The organism is Cohaesibacter gelatinilyticus (assembly GCF_900215605.1).
Lineage (GTDB): Bacteria > Pseudomonadota > Alphaproteobacteria > Rhizobiales > Cohaesibacteraceae > Cohaesibacter > Cohaesibacter gelatinilyticus.
Map to the genome: position 1 here is coordinate 835,202 of NZ_OBEL01000001.1, position 19,516 is coordinate 854,717.

Genomic DNA, 19,516 nt, shown 5'->3' on the forward strand with positions numbered 1-19,516 from the left:
GGATTACGGTTGCATGTCTAGCTTTTGAGCAGACGCAAGGCATTACTGACAACCAGCAGGGACGTGCCAACATCGGCAACAATAGCCCCCCACATGGTCGCAATCCCGAGCATGGTAAGCGTCACGAATATGACCTTCATGATTAGCGAGAAGATGATATTTTGTTTGATGATGCCCAAAGCTCGGCGAGAATGACCAACCATCCAGGGCAGTTTGGCGATATCATCGCTCATAAGAGCCATGTCGGCCGTCTCAATGGCTGCATCAGATCCAACGGCTCCCATGGCAACGCCAAAGCTGGCACGGGCCATGGCTGGGGCGTCATTGACGCCGTCACCTATCATGGCCACAACTTCATGATCCTTCATAAGAGATTCAATGGCTTGCACTTTTTGCGCAGGCAGCAGATTGGCATAGACCTTGTCGATGCCTACTTCCTTGGCAACAGCTTGGGCGGTCTGCTCATTGTCGCCGGTCAGCATGGCGATTGTTTTGACACCGTGAGAATGGAGTGCTGAGATAACGTCCTTTGCGTCATCACGGATCGCATCCGCCAACGAGATGATGCCCAAAAGGGCTGTATCGCTTCCGACGAGAACCGCAGTCTGTCCCTTGGCTTCCAGCTTGGATAGCATCTCCACCACTGCAGGAGAAATCATATCCTTTTCCTTCGCATAGCGAGGAGAACCCAGCCAGTAGTTGATGCCTTCGATGATCCCGCTCACGCCTCGGCCTGGGTTGGTTTCTGCGTCCAGTGGCTGTGCAAAGGAGATGTTCTCGGATTTGGCCTTGTCCAGAATAGCCAAAGCAAGAGGATGGGAAGAGCGCGCTTCCAAGCTGGCCGCAATTGCCAAAAGTCGGTCATCGTCAATCGGATCAAAGGCAACAATGGAACACACTTCCGGTTCGCCACGGGTCAGAGTGCCTGTCTTGTCCAGTGCGATGGCATCCATTCGGGCCGGTAGTTCAATAAAACCGCCCCCTTTGACCAGCACACCATGCTTGGCTGCTGCGGCCAGTGCAGCAACGATCGCCACGGGAGTGGAGATCACCAAAGCACATGGGCAGGCAATAACCAACAGCACCAAGGCATTGTAGAACCATTCGGACCAAGCACCGCCCAAAATCATGGGAGGGAGAACGAAAACCAAGAGTGCCAGCGCCATGACAATAGGCGTATAGATCTTGGCAAACCTCTCTACCCATTGTTCGACATCTGCACGTTTGGAATGGGCATCCTGAACCATGGTGATGATACGAGACAGGACCGTATCACGTGCCATTTTGGTGGCGCGAACCGTCAAGCTACCATCACCATTGATGGTTCCTGCAAACACCTCATCGCCTTCTTCCTTGGAAACAGGGATGCTCTCCCCAGTGATTGGAGCCTGATTGACCGAGCTACGGCCTGAAAGAACGATGCCATCCAGAGGAATTCGATCTCCACCACGCAAGATAAATTGATCACCGATCAAGATTTTCTCTGCGGCTACAAGCCTCTCACTCCCATCTGTTTCCAATTTGAGTGCTTGTTGTGGTGCGAGACTGAGGAGAGAGGAAATTGCATTGCGCGCTCGTCCTACGCTCCAAGCCTCCAGTGTCAGGGATAGTGCAAAAAGGAACGCGACTGTCGCCGCTTCGAAAAACTCTCCAATGATCATTGCGCCAATAATTGCGACCATCATCAACAAATTCATGTCGGGAGAAAGTCGCCGAATTGAATAGATAGCCTTCGGAGCAACATAGCGGGCACCCAAAATCACGGCAATTACATACAGGCCGAGCTCAAGCGTTGGCATCGGGTTATTTTCATGGCCGGCAAAGAGGTCGAATATGCCGCCTGTATTGCTTTCGAACAAATGAAAGAGCAAGCCGCTAACCCAGGCAAGGGAGCTACCAATTGTGAACAATTTCAAACGGAAGAATTGCAGATCTCGTTCTTTTTTGGCCGCGCCTTCTTCCCATATCGCCCCAGAGAGACCAGTCTTGTTGACAGCATCTATAACGGAGGCATCGGAAATACCCTTGGCGCTTTCCAGAACAATCATACGGCCACTCAACAGATCGAAACCCAGATGTTCCGCACCACCAACAACAGGCCCGACTTCCGACTTCAGCATCGCAACTTCCTCGGAACAGCACATACCGATTATCTGAAAAGAGCGGCCTTTTGGCGTCTGATTTGGATTGAAGGGCACCTGATCACAGGACGAAGTTTCATTTGAACCACAACTATTATTGCTGGCACAACAGCCCGTTTGTGGAGCAGGATCAATCTGCGGTTCGGGCTCACAGCAAGTGCTGGAGCAGCAGGTCGTCGACTCAGTAGAGTTTGTTGGCGCTGGCGTGACCGCTCCCAAAGCTTCTGAAACTGAAGTGGTTTTATTCTCTTGATTGGAACATCCGCAGGAGCTGGGATCAAGGCTCGAACGATCAACCATTGGTCTTCCTTTCCACGGCCTGACTTCAAAGGTCAGGCTATAAAATCATTTGGTTGACAAGATTTGTAAGGCCTATAGCGGCTATAGCTTCAAGGGATAATTTGAAAAAAATACACAACTATATTGATTTTGCCGCTCAACACTCCATCCTATAGGAACTGACAGACCCAAATTCCGGATGAAACCATGCTGACTATCGGAGATCTATCGCGCAGGACTGGCACCAAGGTGCCTACTATTCGCTATTACGAGAAAATTGATCTTCTCGAGGAGCCGGAGCGCAGCGATGGTGGACAGCGTCGCTATGAGGGATCTGCAGTGGAGCGTTTGACCTTCATTCGGCATGCTCGTGATATGGGTTTTGGTCTGGATGCAATCCGCGCTTTGCTCGATTTGACCCGTTATCCGGACGCTTCCTGTGAGACAGCAGATCAATTGGCGATTAAGCAATTGGAATTGGTCAATCAGCATATTGCCCGGCTTGAAGCCCTCAAAAAAGAGCTGGAAAGCATGATTGGTGGCTGCAACCATGCGGATGTGGCCAATTGCCGTATTCTGGAAGTCTTGAACAATCATGATGAATGTCTCGGTGAGCACGCGAAATTGGATAAGTGCCTGGATCACCAAGGGTAATTTTTCTAAAAGCACCTTGTTCTTTTGCCTGCTCATCGACCAGTTGAGAATGGGCAGTGGAATTCATCAACTCCGGCAAAACCGTTATACGAACGCTCTGGTTACTCTGCTGATGTCCAACAAACCCTGCCCCTGTGATCATCCGATTGAAAATACTGGATTGATGGGAGATGTGCATTTCTTTCATTTTGCATGAAATGAATGGCAGATCATCATTTTGATTCATCGTCAGTCTGCGGAACCTGAGGGTGAAGAGTGAGAAGGACGTTCTTTTTTATTGTATGATCATCTGGATATGGCAAAGGCCAGACCGTCGCGATCAAGGGCCCATCAGGGGCAGGCAAGTCTACATTCCTCTTCACATTGACAGAACATGCCGACAACGCGATATACCGACCCAACAGAAGGAAAATCCTGTGGTTGTTATTTTCCCCACGGATTTGTGCACATATGAGTGAAGATGCTTGACGGGTCAAAGCAAAGTGATTAAACGATCCTTCACTACCAAACAGCGTGGTTTTGAGCTCGCTGATCCTGCTGGGGATTAGTTTAATGGTAGAACAGCGGACTCTGACTCCGTCGGTCCTGGTTCGAGTCCAGGATCCCCAGCCATTCTTTCTCTTGCAATTTTGAACATTGAGCATTCCTCAACATGTCCGTTTTGCGCGGCATCTTGTAGGAAGTGTGGGACGATGGCGTGCGAGCAACATTGGTCGCAAAAAGGCGAGAAAGCCATTCTCTTGTCTTGCTCTATTGTGGGGGCCTGATAGACTAAGCGGTGACATTGATATTGAATCACAGGCTGCGCGCCATGTCTTGTCCACATGAAGCAGCGCAGCAGGAGACGCTAAGTGGCAAATGAAGCTGACGACCACCCCAAAGGGGGTCGTACAGCTGTTGAACCTGCGTCTTCTTCCGCTACCAAAGGTAAGGCGGCAGAAGATAGAAGTGAAAGCAGGTCTCCTGTCACAAAAGGCGAGAGGACCGACAAGCGGGGCCCAAATGCGGGTCGCCGGTCTTCTGCGAATCGGCAGGAGCCTGATAGGCTTCACGGAAAATCCGGGTCCAAGGGGTCGGAGACCGGGCAGGCAGAGCAGCCCAAGTCCAAATCACGCCGCCGTAAAGGTAAGCGTAAACGTGGAGTTGTACCCGCAGCTCAGCAAAACAATCCTACTCGCCAGCCAGATAAGGTTGAGCGAGATAGTGGTGTTGGCTTCTCTCTCAAAAACAAATCCGCCTCTGGTGCAAACATTCAAGTAGATCAAGATCGCAAGGATCGTTCTTCGTCTGGCGAACAAGAACGCGGTGAAAGATCTGGTCGTGATACACGCCCAGCTCGTGATCAGAAACGGCATGGTCGCAAAGGCCGCCGCCGTGGTGGATCAGGTGAAGAACAACAGACACAACGGTCATCTCAAACCAGACAAGATCGTTCGGAGCAAGAGAGTGGCGAACGTTCAGGTGAGCAACGCCGCCAGCATGGTGGTGATCATCGTGGCAATCGAGGTTCTCAACCGCGTGGTGCAAGACAGGGGCAATCTACTGGCAACAGAGGCCAGCAACGTCCTGATCGAACGGTTTATGCAGCGCTTGACCTCGGCACCAATAACTGCCGTTTGCTGGTTGCCGAACCTCATGGTCCGTCTTTCCGCGTGGTGGATTCCTTCTCGCGCATTGTGCGCTTGGGCGAAGGACTGTCCCAGACCGGGCGTCTTAGTAATGATGCGCAAGAACGTGCCATTGCAGCCCTCAAGATCTGTAAGTCAAAACTATCCTATCGCCGCGTCAAACGCTTCCGTCTGATTGCAACAGAAGCTTGCCGAAGGGCTTTCAATGGTGGCGCATTCCTGCATCGGGTTTATAAGGAAACAGGCCTGAAGCTGGAAATCGTCAATCGTGAGACAGAAGCACGTCTAGCTGTTGCCGGCTGTGCGTCTCTTGTACATCCGGAAGCGGAAGGGGTTGTTCTGTTTGATATTGGCGGCGGGTCTTCAGAGATTGTCTGGCTGGATCTGGATAAGATCGCCGAAGAAGACAAGCAGCCATTGCCAGGTGAAAAGCGTAATCGCCAGACCCGCCGTGCCATGCGCCGTTTGTCCGAGCGTATGCGCTGTTGGACTTCATTGCAGGTCGGTGTGGTTACGCTATCAGAAAAACATGGTGGACATGTTGTTACCAAAGAGCATTTTGAGGCCATGGTCTCTGAAGTGCGCGAAATGTTGCATGAATTTGAAGAACGTGAAGCGCTGGCACATGCCATTCAGAACAAACATATCCATATGTTAGGGACCTCTGGGACGGTCACCACTCTTGCCGGGGTGCATCTGGGGCTGGAGCGCTATGATCGTAAACAGGTGGATGGAACCTGGCTCAGCGCCCATGAAGTGCGCTCCATGATCAGTCGTGTACTTGATATGGATTTTGAAGAACGGATCGCCAACCCTTGCATTGGACAGGATCGCGCTGATCTTGTACTGGCAGGTTGTGCTATTCTGGAAGCGCTTCATCGTGAATGGCCGTGCCCACAACTGCGTGTGGCAGATCGCGGTTTACGCGAAGGAATCTTGATGGAGATGATGTTGGACGATGGTGTCTGGACACCGCAATCCGGCAAGAAACGCTCCGGAAAGAGCCGCCGTCCTCGTAGGCGTGGGGGCAGAGGCCATCGTGGACAATCGAGCCAGGCCTCAACCTCGCAAGGGCAGAGCAGCAGCTCGGATCAGGACTAGTTTGCGTATCGTTGGATCGACTTCACAATCCAACCTAAAAGATTTGTGCGGCAAGGAGTTGGACCATCCAGGATGAAGTCGATTGACCTGGATAGGTGTAGAGTGTGTTCCCGAAAAGTTGAAGCACTTTTCGGATAAGAACTCGCTTTGGATCAAAGGGTTAAAGCACTACTCACGATTCAGCGATTGTGAGAAGTGCTTTAAGAGTTTGACAGCATGTATGCAGGATCATATATCCGCAAAGACGTTGGTTGAGTGAAGACAGGAACGGGAATTATGGCTAAGGGAAAAAGCGGCGGAGAAGGCCGGGACTCTCAAGGACATCGCGTTGAACGCGTGCGCGTGAAAACCGCGCGCGGCCGCCGGGCTTCCTCAACGCGCTGGCTCCAGCGTCAATTGAATGATCCTTATGTTCAACGTGCCAAAAAAGAAGGATTCCGTTCACGTTCAACCTTCAAATTGATCGAGATGGACGACAAATATCAGTTCCTGAAACCTGGCATGCGCGTGGTCGATCTTGGCTGCGCTCCTGGTGGTTGGTGTGATATCGCTGCTGGCCGGGTTCAATCCAACAGTGACAACCCGCTTGTGGTGGGAATTGATTATCTCGGCATGGACCCGATTGCGGGTGTACATGTCCTGCAAAAGGATTTTTTGGATGACGATGCCCCGCAAGCGTTGATGGACGCTCTTGGAGGTCATCCACCAGATATCGTTCTATCCGACATGGCAGCACCAACAACCGGACATAAGCAAACCGACCACCTGCGTACCGTGCATCTGTTTGAAGTCGCAGCACTTTTTGCCAAGGAAAATTTACGCCCGGGCGGTATTTTTCTGTCCAAGGTCTTCAAGGGAGGAACCGAGCACGACATGCTGGCGGAGCTGAAACGGGATTATCAAAGCATCGCACATATCAAGCCACCGGCAAGCCGCAAGGAAAGCCCGGAAATGTATGTTTTTGCCAAGGGCTTCCGTGGTCGTAAGGAAGACGAGAAATAGGGTGGCTAGCTTAGCCTGATCGGCGAGCTTTGATCGAGTCCTTCATCAAAGAATTTACGTAGTTGCGATGTGATAGCCTGTTGATCCGCAACGCTACAGCGAGTTCTTATCCGATCCGAAAAGTTGAAGCACTTTTCGGATCGGATAAGAACTCGCTTTAAATAGAAGAATTAAAGCACTGCTCGCGATTCAACAATTGTGAGAAGTGCTTTCGTGAACGCAAAGTTGCCATACCAATTCCCAAGGGAGAAACAACTTTTTCTTCTGCCCCTTTGGTGTTCAGACCTGATACCGTGCCCAAAACCTATTTCTAGTCTCAAGGATCGTTTGGCAATGGTTTCCATACCTTCACGTCATGATCAACCTTTGACAGGCCTGTTGGTCGTATCGCTGGAGCAGGCGGTTGCCGCACCGACCTGTAGTGTCAAACTGGCTGATGCCGGAGCCCGCGTCATCAAGATCGAGCGCGAGGAAGGGGATCCCGCCCGAAAATATGATGAAGCAGTGAAGGGAACTAGCGCCTATTTCGCCTGGCTTAATCGTGGCAAGGAAAGTGCAGTTCTGGATATCAAGACTGAACCAGACATGGAGCTGCTCCACAAGATGCTGGAGAGGGCAGATGTGTTTATTCAAAACTTTGCGCCCGGAGCAACCAAGCGTTTGGGCCTTGGCGGCGAAGAGTTAACCGCCAGATATCCAAAATTGATTGTCGTCGATATCTATGGGTATGGTCAGGATAGTGCATATCGGGATATGCGGGCCTACGATATGCTGGTGCAGGCCGAGAGTGGCATCTGCACGGTGACAGGTACGCCAGATGAAGCGGTGAAAGTTGGCGTATCAATTGCTGATATTGGCACCGGCATGGTTGCCCACGCATTGGTGCTGGAAGCCTTGATTGGGCGGGGTATCACCGGAAAAGGCAAGCATATCAAGGTGGCGATGTTTGATTGCATGGCCGATTGGATGTCAGTGCCGTTACTCTATCAAGATTATCTGGATCATGAGACCACAAGAAACGGCCTCTCGCATGCCGTCATCTATCCTTATACCAAGATTGCCTGCAAGGATGGCGATCTGGTGATCGCCATTCAGAATCATTCTGAATGGTTGCGTCTCTGTGAAGGTGTGTTGGAACGTCCAGATCTTCCCACAAATCCTCTGTTTGAAACCAATCCCAGGCGAAGTGAAAATCGCCTCACCTTGGATGAAGAGATCAATCCCATTTTCGCCGGCTGGACGCGGAAGGAAGCAATCGAACGTCTGATCAAGCATAAGATTGCTTGGTCTCGTGTTACAAAACTCGAAGAATTGCCTGGCCATCCTGCTCTGAAGCGCGGTGAATCTATTCTTCCAAATGATAAGGCTTTCTCTTTGCCTTTGCCACCGGGGCGTGAACGGTTGGATTATAAAAAGATCCCAGCCCTTGGGGCGCACACAGAGGCAGTCAGGTTGGAATTCAGCTGATCGATCTGGTCGATCACACTGGCTATCAATGTGAACCGGTTTTGATGATTATATCGCATATCTTCGAGTTCTGTTGTTGTAAAGAACCTGTGTGAATGGGACTTAATACTTGTTCCTTGATTAAAAATGCATAGACTTTAAATAATTGCCCCTCTGCGTTGATTGCGCAGGTTATTGAATGCAGAAATATAAGAACAACAATCAGTTGGAGAAAAGCCAATGTGCTTGCTGCCACGTACCTCTACTATGTCTCGATATATAACGTTCGGTTCTGTCCTGATGCTTGCCGGGTTGCTTTCTGCTTGTGATCAGGGCAGCGATACCCAAGGGAACAGTGAGTTGATGGTGAGACCTGTGAAAGCTTTCACATTGGCTGGAGAAGAGGCGGTAATCCGACGAAATTATCCGGCAACGGTTCTTCCCGCACAGCAAGTGGATTTATCGTTCCGCGTCTCGGGTCAGATTGTTGAATTGCCTATTCGAGCGGCCCAACAAGTCGAAAAAGGCCAGATCGTTGCCAAATTGGATACCCGTGATCTGAAGAACACGATTGCGCAGCTGGAAAGCCAGCTTGAACAGGCGCAAGCCAATTTGGCCGCTATGGCGAGTGGGGCTCGCGCTGAGGATGTTGCAGCTTTGAAAGCAGCACAAGAGGCAGCTCAAGCGAAAACTGATGCGGCAGCTCAACAGGTCGAGAGGTCCAAGACACTGTTTAGCCGTGGTGTGATTACCAAGGCCCAATTGGACAATGATACAACCTCTCTAACCGTCGCCAAGGCTGAGTTGGAAAGTCGCCGACAGGAACTGATCAAAGGGCAGGCAGGTTCCCGTCCGGAAGAAATCAACGCTCAAGAAGCTGGCATCAAGGGATTGCAGGCCCAGATACAGGCGGCACAAAACAACCTGGCAGATGCAACGCTACGTACTCCCTTTGCCGGCGTGATTGCCAAACGTCAGGTCGACAATTTCGTTAATGTGCAGGCGAAAGAATCCATCGCTATTTTGCAAAAACTGGATCGTCTTGATCTGGTTCTGGACATTCCTGCAACCGATGTTGCTCGCTTCTCCAACAAGAAAAACCCGGATGTAAAAGCAACCCTGGATGCGTTACCAGATCAGGCATTCGATGTGAAGTTGGTTGACTTCTCCACTCAGGCCGATGCCGCAACCCAAACCTTCCGTGCTCGCGTTTCCATAGCGCCGCCAGATGACATCACGATCCTTCCTGGTATGACGGGAAGGATCTGGGTGGTCGAAAAATTGAAAGGGCAATCTGTACTTTCCATCCCGGTAACAGGGCTGGCATCCGAGCCAGACGGCAGTGCCTTCGTTTGGGTTATTGGGCAAGATAAAAAAGTTAGCAAACGGTCTGTAAAAGCTGGTCAGATCACTGGCGCAGATGTTGCAATCCTCGAAGGTTTGAAAGCTGGTGAAATGATTGCCAGTGCTGGCATCTCGGCTCTGCAAGCTGGCCAGATGGTCAACCCCGTCACCGTGATCGGGGAATGACATCATGGATCTCGCTAAGTTTGCTATTGAGAAGAGACTTGTCAGCGCTTTGCTGACATTGGTCATTCTCCTTCTGGGCTATGTTTCCTATACATCCTTGCCGCGTTTTGAAGATCCCGAGTTCATTATTCGCTCGGCACAGGTCATCACACCTTATTCAGGCGCTTCGGCCGAGGAAGTCTCGGAAGAAGTCACAGACGTAATCGAGACAGCAATACAGCAGCTTGCTGGCATCAAAAAGGTAACTTCAACTTCATCCGCTGGTCTGTCGAAGGTTACGGTTGAATTCACCATTGCAGCTGCGAAAACCCGCGATATTCTGGCGCAGAAATTCACTCAGCTTCGAGCCAAGATTTCTGATACCGAGCGCCAACTGCCTCCCAATGCAGGCACGCCTCAAGTCTATGACGATTATGGCGATGTCTATGCTCAATATTATGCCGTGACAGGTGACGGATATTCCCTATCGGAAATCCATCATTATCTGGATACGCTCCAACGTGAGTTGGTATTGGTTAAAGGGGTATCCAAGGTCATTCAGATTGGAGTGCCACAAGAAATTATCTATGTGAACTATCAGCCATCCCGTCTGATCCAGCTTGGACTTTCAGCGAGCCAAATTGCACAAGTGCTCGAAGGGCAAAATCTTGTCGTATCCGGCGGTAGTGTGAAAGCAGGCAATTTGCGCGTGGTGTTCCGCCCAGGTGCTGCAGTGTCCTCGCTTCAGTCTCTGGAGGAACTGGTGATCTCCGATCCCAAAGGCGGCCGTTCTTTCCGCCTGAAAGATATCGCGACGGTTACCCGAGGTATCAAGGATCCCATCAGCAAACGTCTTTATCGCGATGGGAAGCCAGCCATTGGTTTGGCAATCTCCAACGTGCTCGGTGGCAATGTTGTAGAAATGGGCGATGCGGTCAGAGCCCGGATCAAGGAGCTGGAAAGCTTGCGCCCGGTTGGTATTGATATCATTCCGGTCTCAGAGCAGAGCGAAAGTGTACGGATCTCCGTCAACGACTTTGTGCTTAACGTCGTGATGGCCCTTGGTATTGTGGTCGGTACCTTGCTTCTCTTTATGGGCATTCGTTCCGGTCTGCTCATGGGGGGTATTCTACTTGTGACCGTTGCAGGTACTTTGCTTGGCATGAACCTCTATGGCCTTGATATGCAGCGTATCTCACTTGGCGCGTTGATCATTGCGCTTGGTATGCTGGTCGATAATGCCATTGTCGTGGTGGAAGGCACCTTGGTGCGCATTCATAAGGGGGAGAGCCCGGCCAGTGCTGCGGTAGCGGTTGTCAATCAAACCAAGTGGCCTTTGCTTGGTGGAACCGTGGTTGGATTTTTGGCATTCTCACCTATTGGCTTCTCGCCAGATGGAACCGGGGAATATGCCGGGTCTCTCTTCTGGACCATCTCCATTGCGCTGCTCTTCAGCTGGCTGATCGCAATCTGGCTGACGCCTTATTATTGCACGGTGATGCTAAAGGGTGAAAAAGCTTCAAAGAATGCAGAAGGAGAGCAGGAAGGCGCGTTTCTCGCCGCATATCGGAAGCTTCTGACATTTGCACTGCACTATCGCTATGTCACCATCATCTTGGCATTTGGACTGCTCGGCTTATCCTTTGCTGCAACTCCCTATATGAAGCAAGGTTTCTTCCCGTCATCGACACGAGCACAATTCGTTGTCGATTACTTCCTTCCGGAAGGGACTGACATCGAGCAAACTCAAAACGACACGGCAAAAATCGCTGAGCATATTCGAGGGCTTCCCGGTGTTACCGGAACCAACCGCATGGCTGGGGGTGGTCATCCGCGCTTCATGTTGATCTATGATGCTGGCAGCGACAACAATGCGTATGGGCAGATCTTGGTGGATGTAAAAGGGTATGAAGATATCGATCCACTTCTCACCTCGGTGAGGGAATATATCGAAGCCAACTTCCCGGCAGCTTTCACCAAGGTTTGGAAATTCAAACTGGGCCCAGGTGGCGGCAGTGCAATTGAAGCCAAATTTACCGGTCAGGATTCTGTTGTCTTGCGTGAATTGTCAGAGCAAGCAAAGAGGATCTATGCCGAGGCTGGTGCCGTTGCAGTTAAGGATGATTGGCGTGAAATGGTCAAGGTGATCCGCCCTCGCATCCGCGAGGAGAATATGCGCCGTCTTGGCCTAACCCAGGGTGATATCACCAAGGCGATTGCTGCCCATTTCTCTGGTACTGCCATTGGCGTTTATCGCGAAGGGGATGAGTTGCAACAGATCCTGTTCCGTCCGGATGAAGCGGATAGAAAAGGTGCGGAAACATTGCAAACCATCCAGATTTTCAACTCTGGTACGGGCAAATATATCCCGATCACACAAGTGGTCGAGAGTTTCGATACCGAATTGGAAAATGCCCAGCTCTTGCGAGAAAATCGCGCCCTGGCGATCAAGGCGCAAGCTGATCCGGCACCAGGCGATAATGCGACGGACTTGTTTGCTCGTGTAAAAGGCAAGGTGGAAGCTATTGACTTGCCTGTTGGCTACAATCTGAAATGGGGTGGTGAGTCTGGTGATAGTGCCGAAGCCAATGCTGGTCTTGCCTCCACCATGCCGCTCGGGTTCGGTGCCATGGTTTTGGTGGTCTTCCTGCTCTTCAACGCCGTTCGCCAGCCAGTCATCATATGGTTGACAGTGCCGTTAATTGGTGTCGGTATCATCTGGGGATTAATTGTCACCGGAACCGCTTTGGAATTCATGGGCATTCTGGCCGTACTCAGCCTCACTGGCATGCTGATCAAGAATGCCATTGTTCTGATCGATCAGACGGACTTGGAAATTTCAGAAGGCAAACCACGCTTGAGTGCTGTGATCGACTCTTCTGTCAGTCGTGTGCGCCCGGTGAGCCTTGGAGTTTTGACAACTGTCCTTGGTGTTGTGCCGCTTTTGTGGGATCCATTCTTCAAAAGTCTTGCGGTGGTCATCATCTTCGGCCTGTCATTTGCAACGCTTCTGACACTGATTGTTGTCCCAACACTTTATTCGGTCTTCTTCCGAGTGAAAGGTGACGAGACAGTGAAAGAAGGCTAGCTGACAAATCAGATACCAGAGAAAAAGGCGGGAAATTTCCCGCCTTTTTGCTGTTTGCTCTTAATGAAAGAGTACCAGACGTGAGCTCATGATCGCAAAGAGACAAAGCGCGACGAAGGCCCCAAAGCCCGTCAATGACCAGACAAGACAGCGCTGGATGGTTGCTGGCAAGACTGGCGTCAGGCTGGATGATGTCAGAGCCCCTATCGGCAGGGACAAAACACCTGATGCCATTCCGAAGGATGTTCCAAGGAACAATGTCAGATAGAGCCCATAGCCAATATAATGATATTCTGCTTTCAGGATACAGAAGGGACAATGGTGATATGGCTGCGCATAGATGTATGGTGCAACCACCGAGATGATTGCGATGATCGAGCCGATAAAAAATAGCAGCGATAACGGTCCATAGAGAAGACCAAGTTGGGGCTGCTTCCAGACGACCAATCCAACCATCATCAGAAATGCAAAGCCTCCAAACAAGACTACGAGGGATGAGGTTGGAGAGAGCGAAGAAAGTGCTGCCTCTACACCAGATGTTTCAGGTGTGAACAGGCGCGAGCAGCAAGAGGTGATGACGTTGGGATCCAGCTCGTAAAAATAGGCGAACTGAAGTCCACCTGCGATCAGCAGAACTGGAGCAAGGCCAATCAGAACACCATACTTGAACCGGGTGAGCGGATAATCCCGTCCTTTGCTGTCGATATGATTGAGGATCAACCAGACAGAGGCACCGAAGAATCCGACAAGCTTGAAGAGAAGGGCAGGGAAGCCAAACTCGTTCATGTTCAACGTGCCAACCGCACACATGGCCCCGACGAACAGAACCGCCATTTGGTCTGCATTATAGACAAACAGCAAGAGGCCACCCAATTCCAATATCATGACAAAACGCAGAGCCGTGGAAACCAGATAGGTCTTGCGCTCCATCCTGATTTGATTGGAATGACCGCTGGATACATCCCAATTGCGTAGAACACTCCAGGCAAACCACGCTGCCCATACAAGTGTAAGGCTGGAGAGAAGAGAGGCCAGGAGCAGCGCAAGGATGGTGCTTTGAAAGATCATGCTATCACCTCATGCCAAGGATGTTCATGAGCAGCCTCATTGATCTGATCCTCTTCGATGCCGCCATCTTTCATGGAAATGACCCGATCCACAATTTCCGCTTGCCAGATCCGTGGATCATGACTGGTCATGATAATGGTCTTTCCTGCTTCACGCAGCTGTCCAATGATCTGCAAAAATTGCTCAGAAAGAGCCGTGTCCAGGTTGGCGGTTGGCTCATCGGCGATGACGATGGAGGGATCATTGATGAGTGCGCGTGCAATGGCCACGCGTTGAGATTCTCCACCTGATAGGGCTTCGACAGACATGTCTGCCTTGGAACCCAGTTCGAGCAGAGATAGGAGTTCTTTTCCGCGCACTATCAATGCTCCATGATCCCCGCCTGAGGGATAGGCAGGAACCATGACATTCTCAAGCACGCTGAGGCCGCGAATAAGATTGAACCGCTGGAAGATAAAACCAAAGGTGCGGCGCCGTATTTCGCTCATATAGGCTTCAGGCAGATTGGAGATCACTTCTCCATTCAGCATGATACGACCGGAGGTGGGCCGTGAGAGGCAGCCAATCAAGCTGAGGAGAGTGGTTTTGCCCGACCCGGAAGGGCCTTTCAAGACACTGGTCTGGTTGAGGTCAAGGGTAATGGTCACGTCACGCACGGCGTTGACTTGATTGCTTTGACCCTGATTGTAAATCTTATGAATATCATAGAGTTCGATCATCTCATCACCTGCTCGGGGTCGGTAATGGCCGCACGCCAGATGGGAACGATGGTGGCGGCGGTAAAAGGCACAACGGTGAAGAAAGCCAGCGTGGCGAGTTGAAGGCCATCAAGATGAGGTTGCAGCGAGAAATCTGGATAGAGAACCGCCCATCCTTGCAACACGGGTTGCAACAACCCGGCATCGAAGAAAAAGACATGGCCATAGGCCATGATGACGCCGGTGATGAAGGAAAAGAGCGAGACCATAGCCCCTTCCCAGAATTTCATGCCCAGAATATCTGAAGTGTCCCACCCTACAGCTTTCAGAATGCCAATCTCTCGTCTTTCTTCCCCGGAAAGACCAGAGGCTTTGTCAAAGACGAATATGGCAAAGGCCAAGAGTGAGGTGCCGAGCAGGGCAAGCATGATGCCTTCGCGCCAGGAGAAGATGCTTTCATAAGTGCGTAGAATATCGGCCTTGGTGATGAAGCGTGCATCATGGAGCCTATAGGCTGCTTTACCGACAACGGTTTCCACCTCACGGCTGTTGCGCACTTCCAACGTCAGATCGGTATAGACATCATCCGCAAGCACAAAGAAGCGCCGAAAGTCTGACTCGGATATCAACACCAGATCGGAGCTGACCAGTGCGGTCGAGCGAGGAAGAATCTTTTTGATACGAAATTTGAAGATCTTGCCGGTCGGTGAGGAGAGAAAGAGCGAGCCACCCTCGCGAACACCACGCATACGGGCAACGCCTTCGCCGATGATCGTTTCGCCCTGCACCACCTTGTGGGATTTGGCACCTTTGGTCGGCACCATCAAGGTATAATTGGCAAAGCTGGAGCGATCAAAAAAGTAGCCCCAGAGGCGACCTTGCGCATTGCGAACACCACGGATTTTACCAATGGCATCCAGATAGGACAGTGGGACCAGATCGTGACGTCCCATGACCATACGCTGCACTGTGATTTCCGGAGCGCCACGCATCATGTCCGAGGCCTCACGTCGAATGGCATGGCTGAAGAACATCACCGACGCCAGCACAAACACCACAAGGCTGTAGACGGTGAACAATGTCAGGTTACGCCCGCTGCGACGCTGTAGCGATGAAAGTGTGAAATCGATGAGATATCTTTGTCGATTGAACCATTGCATGGCGTTACTCCTTCACCGGCTCATTGGCAAAGTTGCCACCAGGACCAAAGCTTGGAGGCGGGGCGATGAGTGAGCCGGAAGGGAAATGATCAAGACCAACAGGATGATCTTGAAAGGCAGTATGGAGATCGGCCTGAGTGGGATGGCGGGTATAGCGAGCCTCGGTAAAAAGGGCGAGGTCGGTCAATCCCAATTGATGAACCAGGCTTTTGGCGATGCTATGTGTGGGCGTTGTGCTGGTGTCATATCGCAAGGAATTGAGCATCATGGCAAAAATGACCAACAACCCGATGCCGAGAAGAGAGAGGGCCAGATTGGATTTTCGAAGTGTCATTTGACCAGAAACTCCCCTTTGTCCAATGCGAGGAGAAGGTCCATTGTGATCTCACTAAAGGTGAGAGTACGCCGCCCGAGATGATCCTTGGTGAACTCCTTGGCGTCATATTCATCCGGGTGAGGAATCAGATCATGCCCCATGGGCCCAAGGACGTCCGATCCAATCACATAGAGTGCTTTGGTGGCATCAATCCGCTCGGTGGCGTAATAATCGGTGACACCAACCTTGGCGATCTGATCCCGGCTTCGGCCTTTGGCAAATTTCTCCATGTCCAACAGATATTTGAACATGTCTTTGGCTCCGTCGAAATGATCGGCATGCCCATCCTCATAGAGCACTGTTGCGATCCAGTCGGGATATCGCTCGGGGAACATGCCGCAGACCGGGCAGCTATCCAGCTCGCCCGGCAAAGGTGTACCAAAGGGCGTTTTAACTTGCGCCAATGCGCTTGTCGTTAGAGTAAGGCTGGTGGAAAGACCGATGATACCCAGTCCGGTCATCAATTTGCGCCGGGACAGAGGAGTGTCTTTATAAGATTTATGACAGCACATGGCTAGATCCTTGGCAGATCCAATGGATGCATAATGAAACAGGAAGCGTGGCTCTCCCTATTTCCTGCAACAACAGGAGCGAGGAGAGCCAAAAGCAATGATTTGCGAAAAATGCAGGTCTATTGCTTCTTGGATTTCATATCCTTCATTTTCTTCATCATATGGGCGCGTTTCTCAGCCCGACGCTTGCGGATCATCAGCGTGTTCTTGCCCATGTCGACATAAGCGGCCTGCAAAGCATCATCGAAACCGACCACCTTTTCACCGCCAGCCGCGTCAGCTTTTGCCTTGTCGGCATAGGCCCATTTGCTGACACTTGCCATGGTGCCAGGTTTTGATGGATCGATGACATAATGGGCTTCATCGGCTTTGATCAGTGGCTTGACCTTTGCGTCCGACCCTGCATCACCAACCCAGATATTTTTCGGATTGCGATCCATATTGAGACCCAGGGAGAGGGATGCACAATGAATGGAGCAGGTGCCTTCGGTGCTGTTGTCATCATATTGAATGAGATGACGGGTATGGCTCCATTTTTGACGTGGCATGCCGCAATATGTACAGCGTGGATATTTTTCAAACTCTTTATCGGTAGGATTCTCATCCTTCGGCATATGGTTGGTGAGGCCGTTCTTTTTGGTCCAATCCCACGGCGTCACCATGCCTTTGGCGGCACTGATGGTATTGGATGCGATCAAAGCGAGAGAACCGAGAGCGGCAGAAGTAAGAAATTCACGACGTTTCATGACAGTTTTCCTGTTCAGGCAATTTAGATGGAAAGCGCCGAAACGAATTGTCCGATTACATACGAGCAGGCTCGCAGCATTGCAGGCCGCCGCGGAGGCTATGCGCTTGGACATAGGCAATTGAAAACAATTCAGATTTCAGCGATAAATTGAGAAATCAGGAAAACACAGGGGGACCGCGAATAGGTTCATGCCATTCATCATGAAGGGCAAAGAGCTGATGCAGATCAGGGATCGCGATAGCGCGATCCAGATCCGGGATCGGACAGATAGGAATACCAGCGTCAGCAGTGAAGGGGGACGTAGCTGCTGATGTACAGACCGGGCAGCGGTCTTTGGCTTTCTCCTGATCTCTCTCGCTGGAGCCTTCTGGCAAGCTGCCGCCTTCGAAACTGATCAGACCATTGGCCGTACAGATTTGAAGATAGCTATAGGAAAGGCTGTCAGGGGAGTTGAGGATCAAAGGTCCGGCAGCGACGGCCAGCATCGCAGCGGTATGTGCCATACCAAACACAATTTGCAAGCTGATCGCCAGCATGGCGAACCATGCAGCAATATAGCTTCTTGCAAGTTGGCTCAGTCTGATCACAACGTCTACCATTCATTGTTCGAGTACAGGCTTAGACAGGCAAATCCGCCTATTTTACTGCCGCCCTATGGCGATAGATTAGTAAATGCGAAAATTTAAAGATTTGATGAAACGCAAATTGCCCAAAATTTATCGATAACTGTCATTTGAAATATGAGAGAACATTTTGCTCTTGTGATTGAAGCTGCAAGGAACATGGTGAGAAATTCCGCATAGATAAACATGTTCGAATTACCAATTATTCATGTCAGCAAATTGCTGAGTGCGATATGGTGCTTTTGACACAAGTTAAGGACCAGGCTCCAATATTTTTGATATCCGATCTTCGATTGCACGTGTGGCTGATCCAGGTGTGCAAATTGACCGTACACGGACAGGATGCTCATGATCTGTCCGTAAGACGCTTGTGAGCGAGATCAAAGATTATTTATGCCGCAGGATACGAAGGACCATTACATGACGGACTTTTGGCCAGACAATCACCCGCCTGTCAAATTTGGCAAAATTGGCGTCCTTTTGGTCAATCTCGGCACGCCAGATGGGACCGATTATTGGTCCATGCGCCGTTACTTGAAAGAGTTTTTGGAAGATCAGCGCGTGATCGAGGAGCCTAAATGGAAATGGTGGCCGATCCTCAATGGCATCATCCTTCAGACCCGTCCTCAAAAGTCGGGTAAGGCCTATGAAGAAATCTGGAACCATGAGCGCAATGAATCTCCGCTCCGCACCATTACGCGCGATCAGGGAGATAAGCTGGCCAAACGTTTGGAAGCGCTCGGTTCTCATGTGGTTGTCGATTGGGCAATGCGCTATGGCAATCCTTCGATCAAGGAACGGATTGAAGCCTTGGCGGAGCAGGGTGTCGAACGTCTGCTGGTTCTGCCGCTTTATCCGCAATATGCGGCTGCAACAACTGCAACGGTGAATGACAAGGTTTTTGATGTTTTAAAGACCATGCGCTGGCAGCCAGTTTTGCGCACCCTACCACCTTATCATGATAATCCTGCTTATATCGAAGCTCTTTCCATATCGCTGAAGGACAGTCTCTCAAGGCTGGACTTTGAGCCAGAGATGATCCTCGCTTCCTTCCACGGTATCCCAAAACGCTATTTTGATATGGGTGATCCCTATCATTGCCATTGCATGAAAACCTCGCGTCTGCTGCGCGGTGCCATGGGATGGAGCAAGGACTATATGCTCGCTACCTTCCAGTCTCGTTTTGGTCCGGAAGAGTGGCTCCAGCCATATACCGATAAAACCGTCGAGCGTCTGGCTAAGGAGGGTGTGAAGAAGCTGGCTATCCTGACGCCGGGCTTCTCTGCAGACTGTCTGGAAACTCTGGAAGAGATTGCCGGCGAGAATGGCGATATCTTCAAGGAGAATGGCGGCGAACAATTTGCTTTCCTGCCATGTCTCAATGATAGCGACGAAGGTATGGATATGCTGGAAAGTCTGGTTCGGAACGAATTGCAGGGCTGGATCTAGAGCATGTTCTTGAAAAGTTGAAGCATTTTTCGGA

At 50.9% G+C, this 19,516-nt stretch carries 15 protein-coding genes, 1 tRNA gene and 1 pseudogene; 9 read left to right on the top strand and 8 right to left on the bottom strand.

Features of this window, described 5'->3' with window-relative positions:
• Window positions 1-17: 17 nt before the first annotated feature.
• Complete coding sequence (locus CRO57_RS03715; RefSeq protein ID WP_210200745.1) at window positions 18-2,120, bottom strand: heavy metal translocating P-type ATPase; 2,103 nt, start codon at window positions 2,118-2,120, stop codon at window positions 18-20.
• A gap of 507 nt (window positions 2,121-2,627) precedes the next feature.
• On the opposite strand from CRO57_RS03715, the gene CRO57_RS03720 reads away from it, so the two are divergent.
• From CRO57_RS03720 to CRO57_RS03750, 8 genes and pseudogenes are all read left to right on the top strand, one after another.
• On the top strand, window positions 2,628-3,074 hold the full coding sequence (locus tag CRO57_RS03720) for a MerR family transcriptional regulator (protein WP_097152037.1): 447 nt from the start codon (window positions 2,628-2,630) through the stop codon (window positions 3,072-3,074).
• A 312-nt stretch (window positions 3,075-3,386) separates the two neighbouring features.
• Window positions 3,387-3,542: pseudogene (locus tag CRO57_RS25340) on the top strand (hypothetical protein); the annotation flags it as partial.
• A gap of 70 nt (window positions 3,543-3,612) precedes the next feature.
• Window positions 3,613-3,686, top strand: a tRNA-Gln gene (locus CRO57_RS03725).
• Between the two features lie 239 nt (window positions 3,687-3,925).
• Window positions 3,926-5,803: a Ppx/GppA phosphatase family protein gene (locus CRO57_RS03730; protein ID WP_210200746.1), complete on the top strand. Its 1,878-nt coding sequence runs from the start codon at window positions 3,926-3,928 to the stop codon at window positions 5,801-5,803.
• Between the two features lie 276 nt (window positions 5,804-6,079).
• A complete protein-coding gene (locus CRO57_RS03735) occupies window positions 6,080-6,805 on the top strand; it encodes an RlmE family RNA methyltransferase (RefSeq protein WP_097152038.1) in 726 nt (241 codons plus the stop codon).
• Window positions 6,806-7,138: 333 nt separating this feature from the next.
• The gene (locus tag CRO57_RS03740) at window positions 7,139-8,272 is read left to right on the top strand and encodes a CaiB/BaiF CoA transferase family protein (RefSeq protein ID WP_097152039.1); all 1,134 of its coding nucleotides are present in this window, start codon (window positions 7,139-7,141) and stop codon (window positions 8,270-8,272) included.
• A gap of 219 nt (window positions 8,273-8,491) precedes the next feature.
• A complete protein-coding gene (locus CRO57_RS03745) occupies window positions 8,492-9,781 on the top strand; it encodes an efflux RND transporter periplasmic adaptor subunit (RefSeq protein ID WP_097152040.1) in 1,290 nt (429 codons plus the stop codon).
• Between the two features lie 4 nt (window positions 9,782-9,785).
• Window positions 9,786-12,848: an efflux RND transporter permease subunit gene (locus CRO57_RS03750; protein WP_097152041.1), complete on the top strand. Its 3,063-nt coding sequence runs from the start codon at window positions 9,786-9,788 to the stop codon at window positions 12,846-12,848.
• 60 nt (window positions 12,849-12,908) lie between these two features.
• On the opposite strand, the gene CRO57_RS03755 is transcribed toward CRO57_RS03750, so the two are convergent.
• The 7 genes from CRO57_RS03755 to CRO57_RS03785 all read right to left on the bottom strand — a co-directional run bounded on the left by CRO57_RS03755 (window position 12,909) and on the right by CRO57_RS03785 (window position 18,009).
• The gene (locus CRO57_RS03755; protein WP_097152042.1) at window positions 12,909-13,916 is read right to left on the bottom strand and encodes a hypothetical protein; all 1,008 of its coding nucleotides are present in this window, start codon (window positions 13,914-13,916) and stop codon (window positions 12,909-12,911) included.
• Window positions 13,913-14,635, bottom strand: a complete 723-nt coding sequence (locus tag CRO57_RS03760; RefSeq protein ID WP_097152043.1) for an ABC transporter ATP-binding protein — start codon at window positions 14,633-14,635, stop codon at window positions 13,913-13,915. The genes CRO57_RS03755 and CRO57_RS03760 overlap by 4 nt, the downstream gene beginning before the upstream one ends.
• On the bottom strand, window positions 14,632-15,774 hold the full coding sequence (locus tag CRO57_RS03765) for an ABC transporter permease (protein ID WP_097152044.1): 1,143 nt from the start codon (window positions 15,772-15,774) through the stop codon (window positions 14,632-14,634). Before CRO57_RS03765 ends, CRO57_RS03760 begins: the two co-directional genes overlap by 4 nt.
• Window positions 15,775-15,778: 4 nt before the next feature.
• Window positions 15,779-16,108, bottom strand: coding sequence for a hypothetical protein (locus CRO57_RS03770; RefSeq protein WP_097152045.1), 330 nt, complete (start codon window positions 16,106-16,108; stop codon window positions 15,779-15,781).
• Window positions 16,105-16,662 carry a nitrous oxide reductase accessory protein NosL gene (locus CRO57_RS03775; protein WP_210200747.1) on the bottom strand — a complete coding sequence of 186 codons (558 nt, stop codon included), beginning with the start codon at window positions 16,660-16,662 and terminating at the stop codon, window positions 16,105-16,107. The genes CRO57_RS03770 and CRO57_RS03775 overlap by 4 nt, the downstream gene beginning before the upstream one ends.
• A gap of 119 nt (window positions 16,663-16,781) precedes the next feature.
• A complete protein-coding gene (locus tag CRO57_RS03780) occupies window positions 16,782-17,408 on the bottom strand; it encodes a nitrous oxide reductase accessory protein NosL (protein WP_097152047.1) in 627 nt (208 codons plus the stop codon).
• 157 nt (window positions 17,409-17,565) lie between these two features.
• Window positions 17,566-18,009, bottom strand: coding sequence for a DUF2946 family protein (locus tag CRO57_RS03785; RefSeq protein WP_097152048.1), 444 nt, complete (start codon window positions 18,007-18,009; stop codon window positions 17,566-17,568).
• A gap of 444 nt (window positions 18,010-18,453) precedes the next feature.
• Between CRO57_RS03785 and hemH the strand changes: the two genes are divergently transcribed.
• Window positions 18,454-19,482, top strand: a complete 1,029-nt coding sequence (hemH, locus tag CRO57_RS03790; protein ID WP_097153179.1) for a ferrochelatase — start codon at window positions 18,454-18,456, stop codon at window positions 19,480-19,482.
• Window positions 19,483-19,516: the final 34 nt, after the last annotated feature.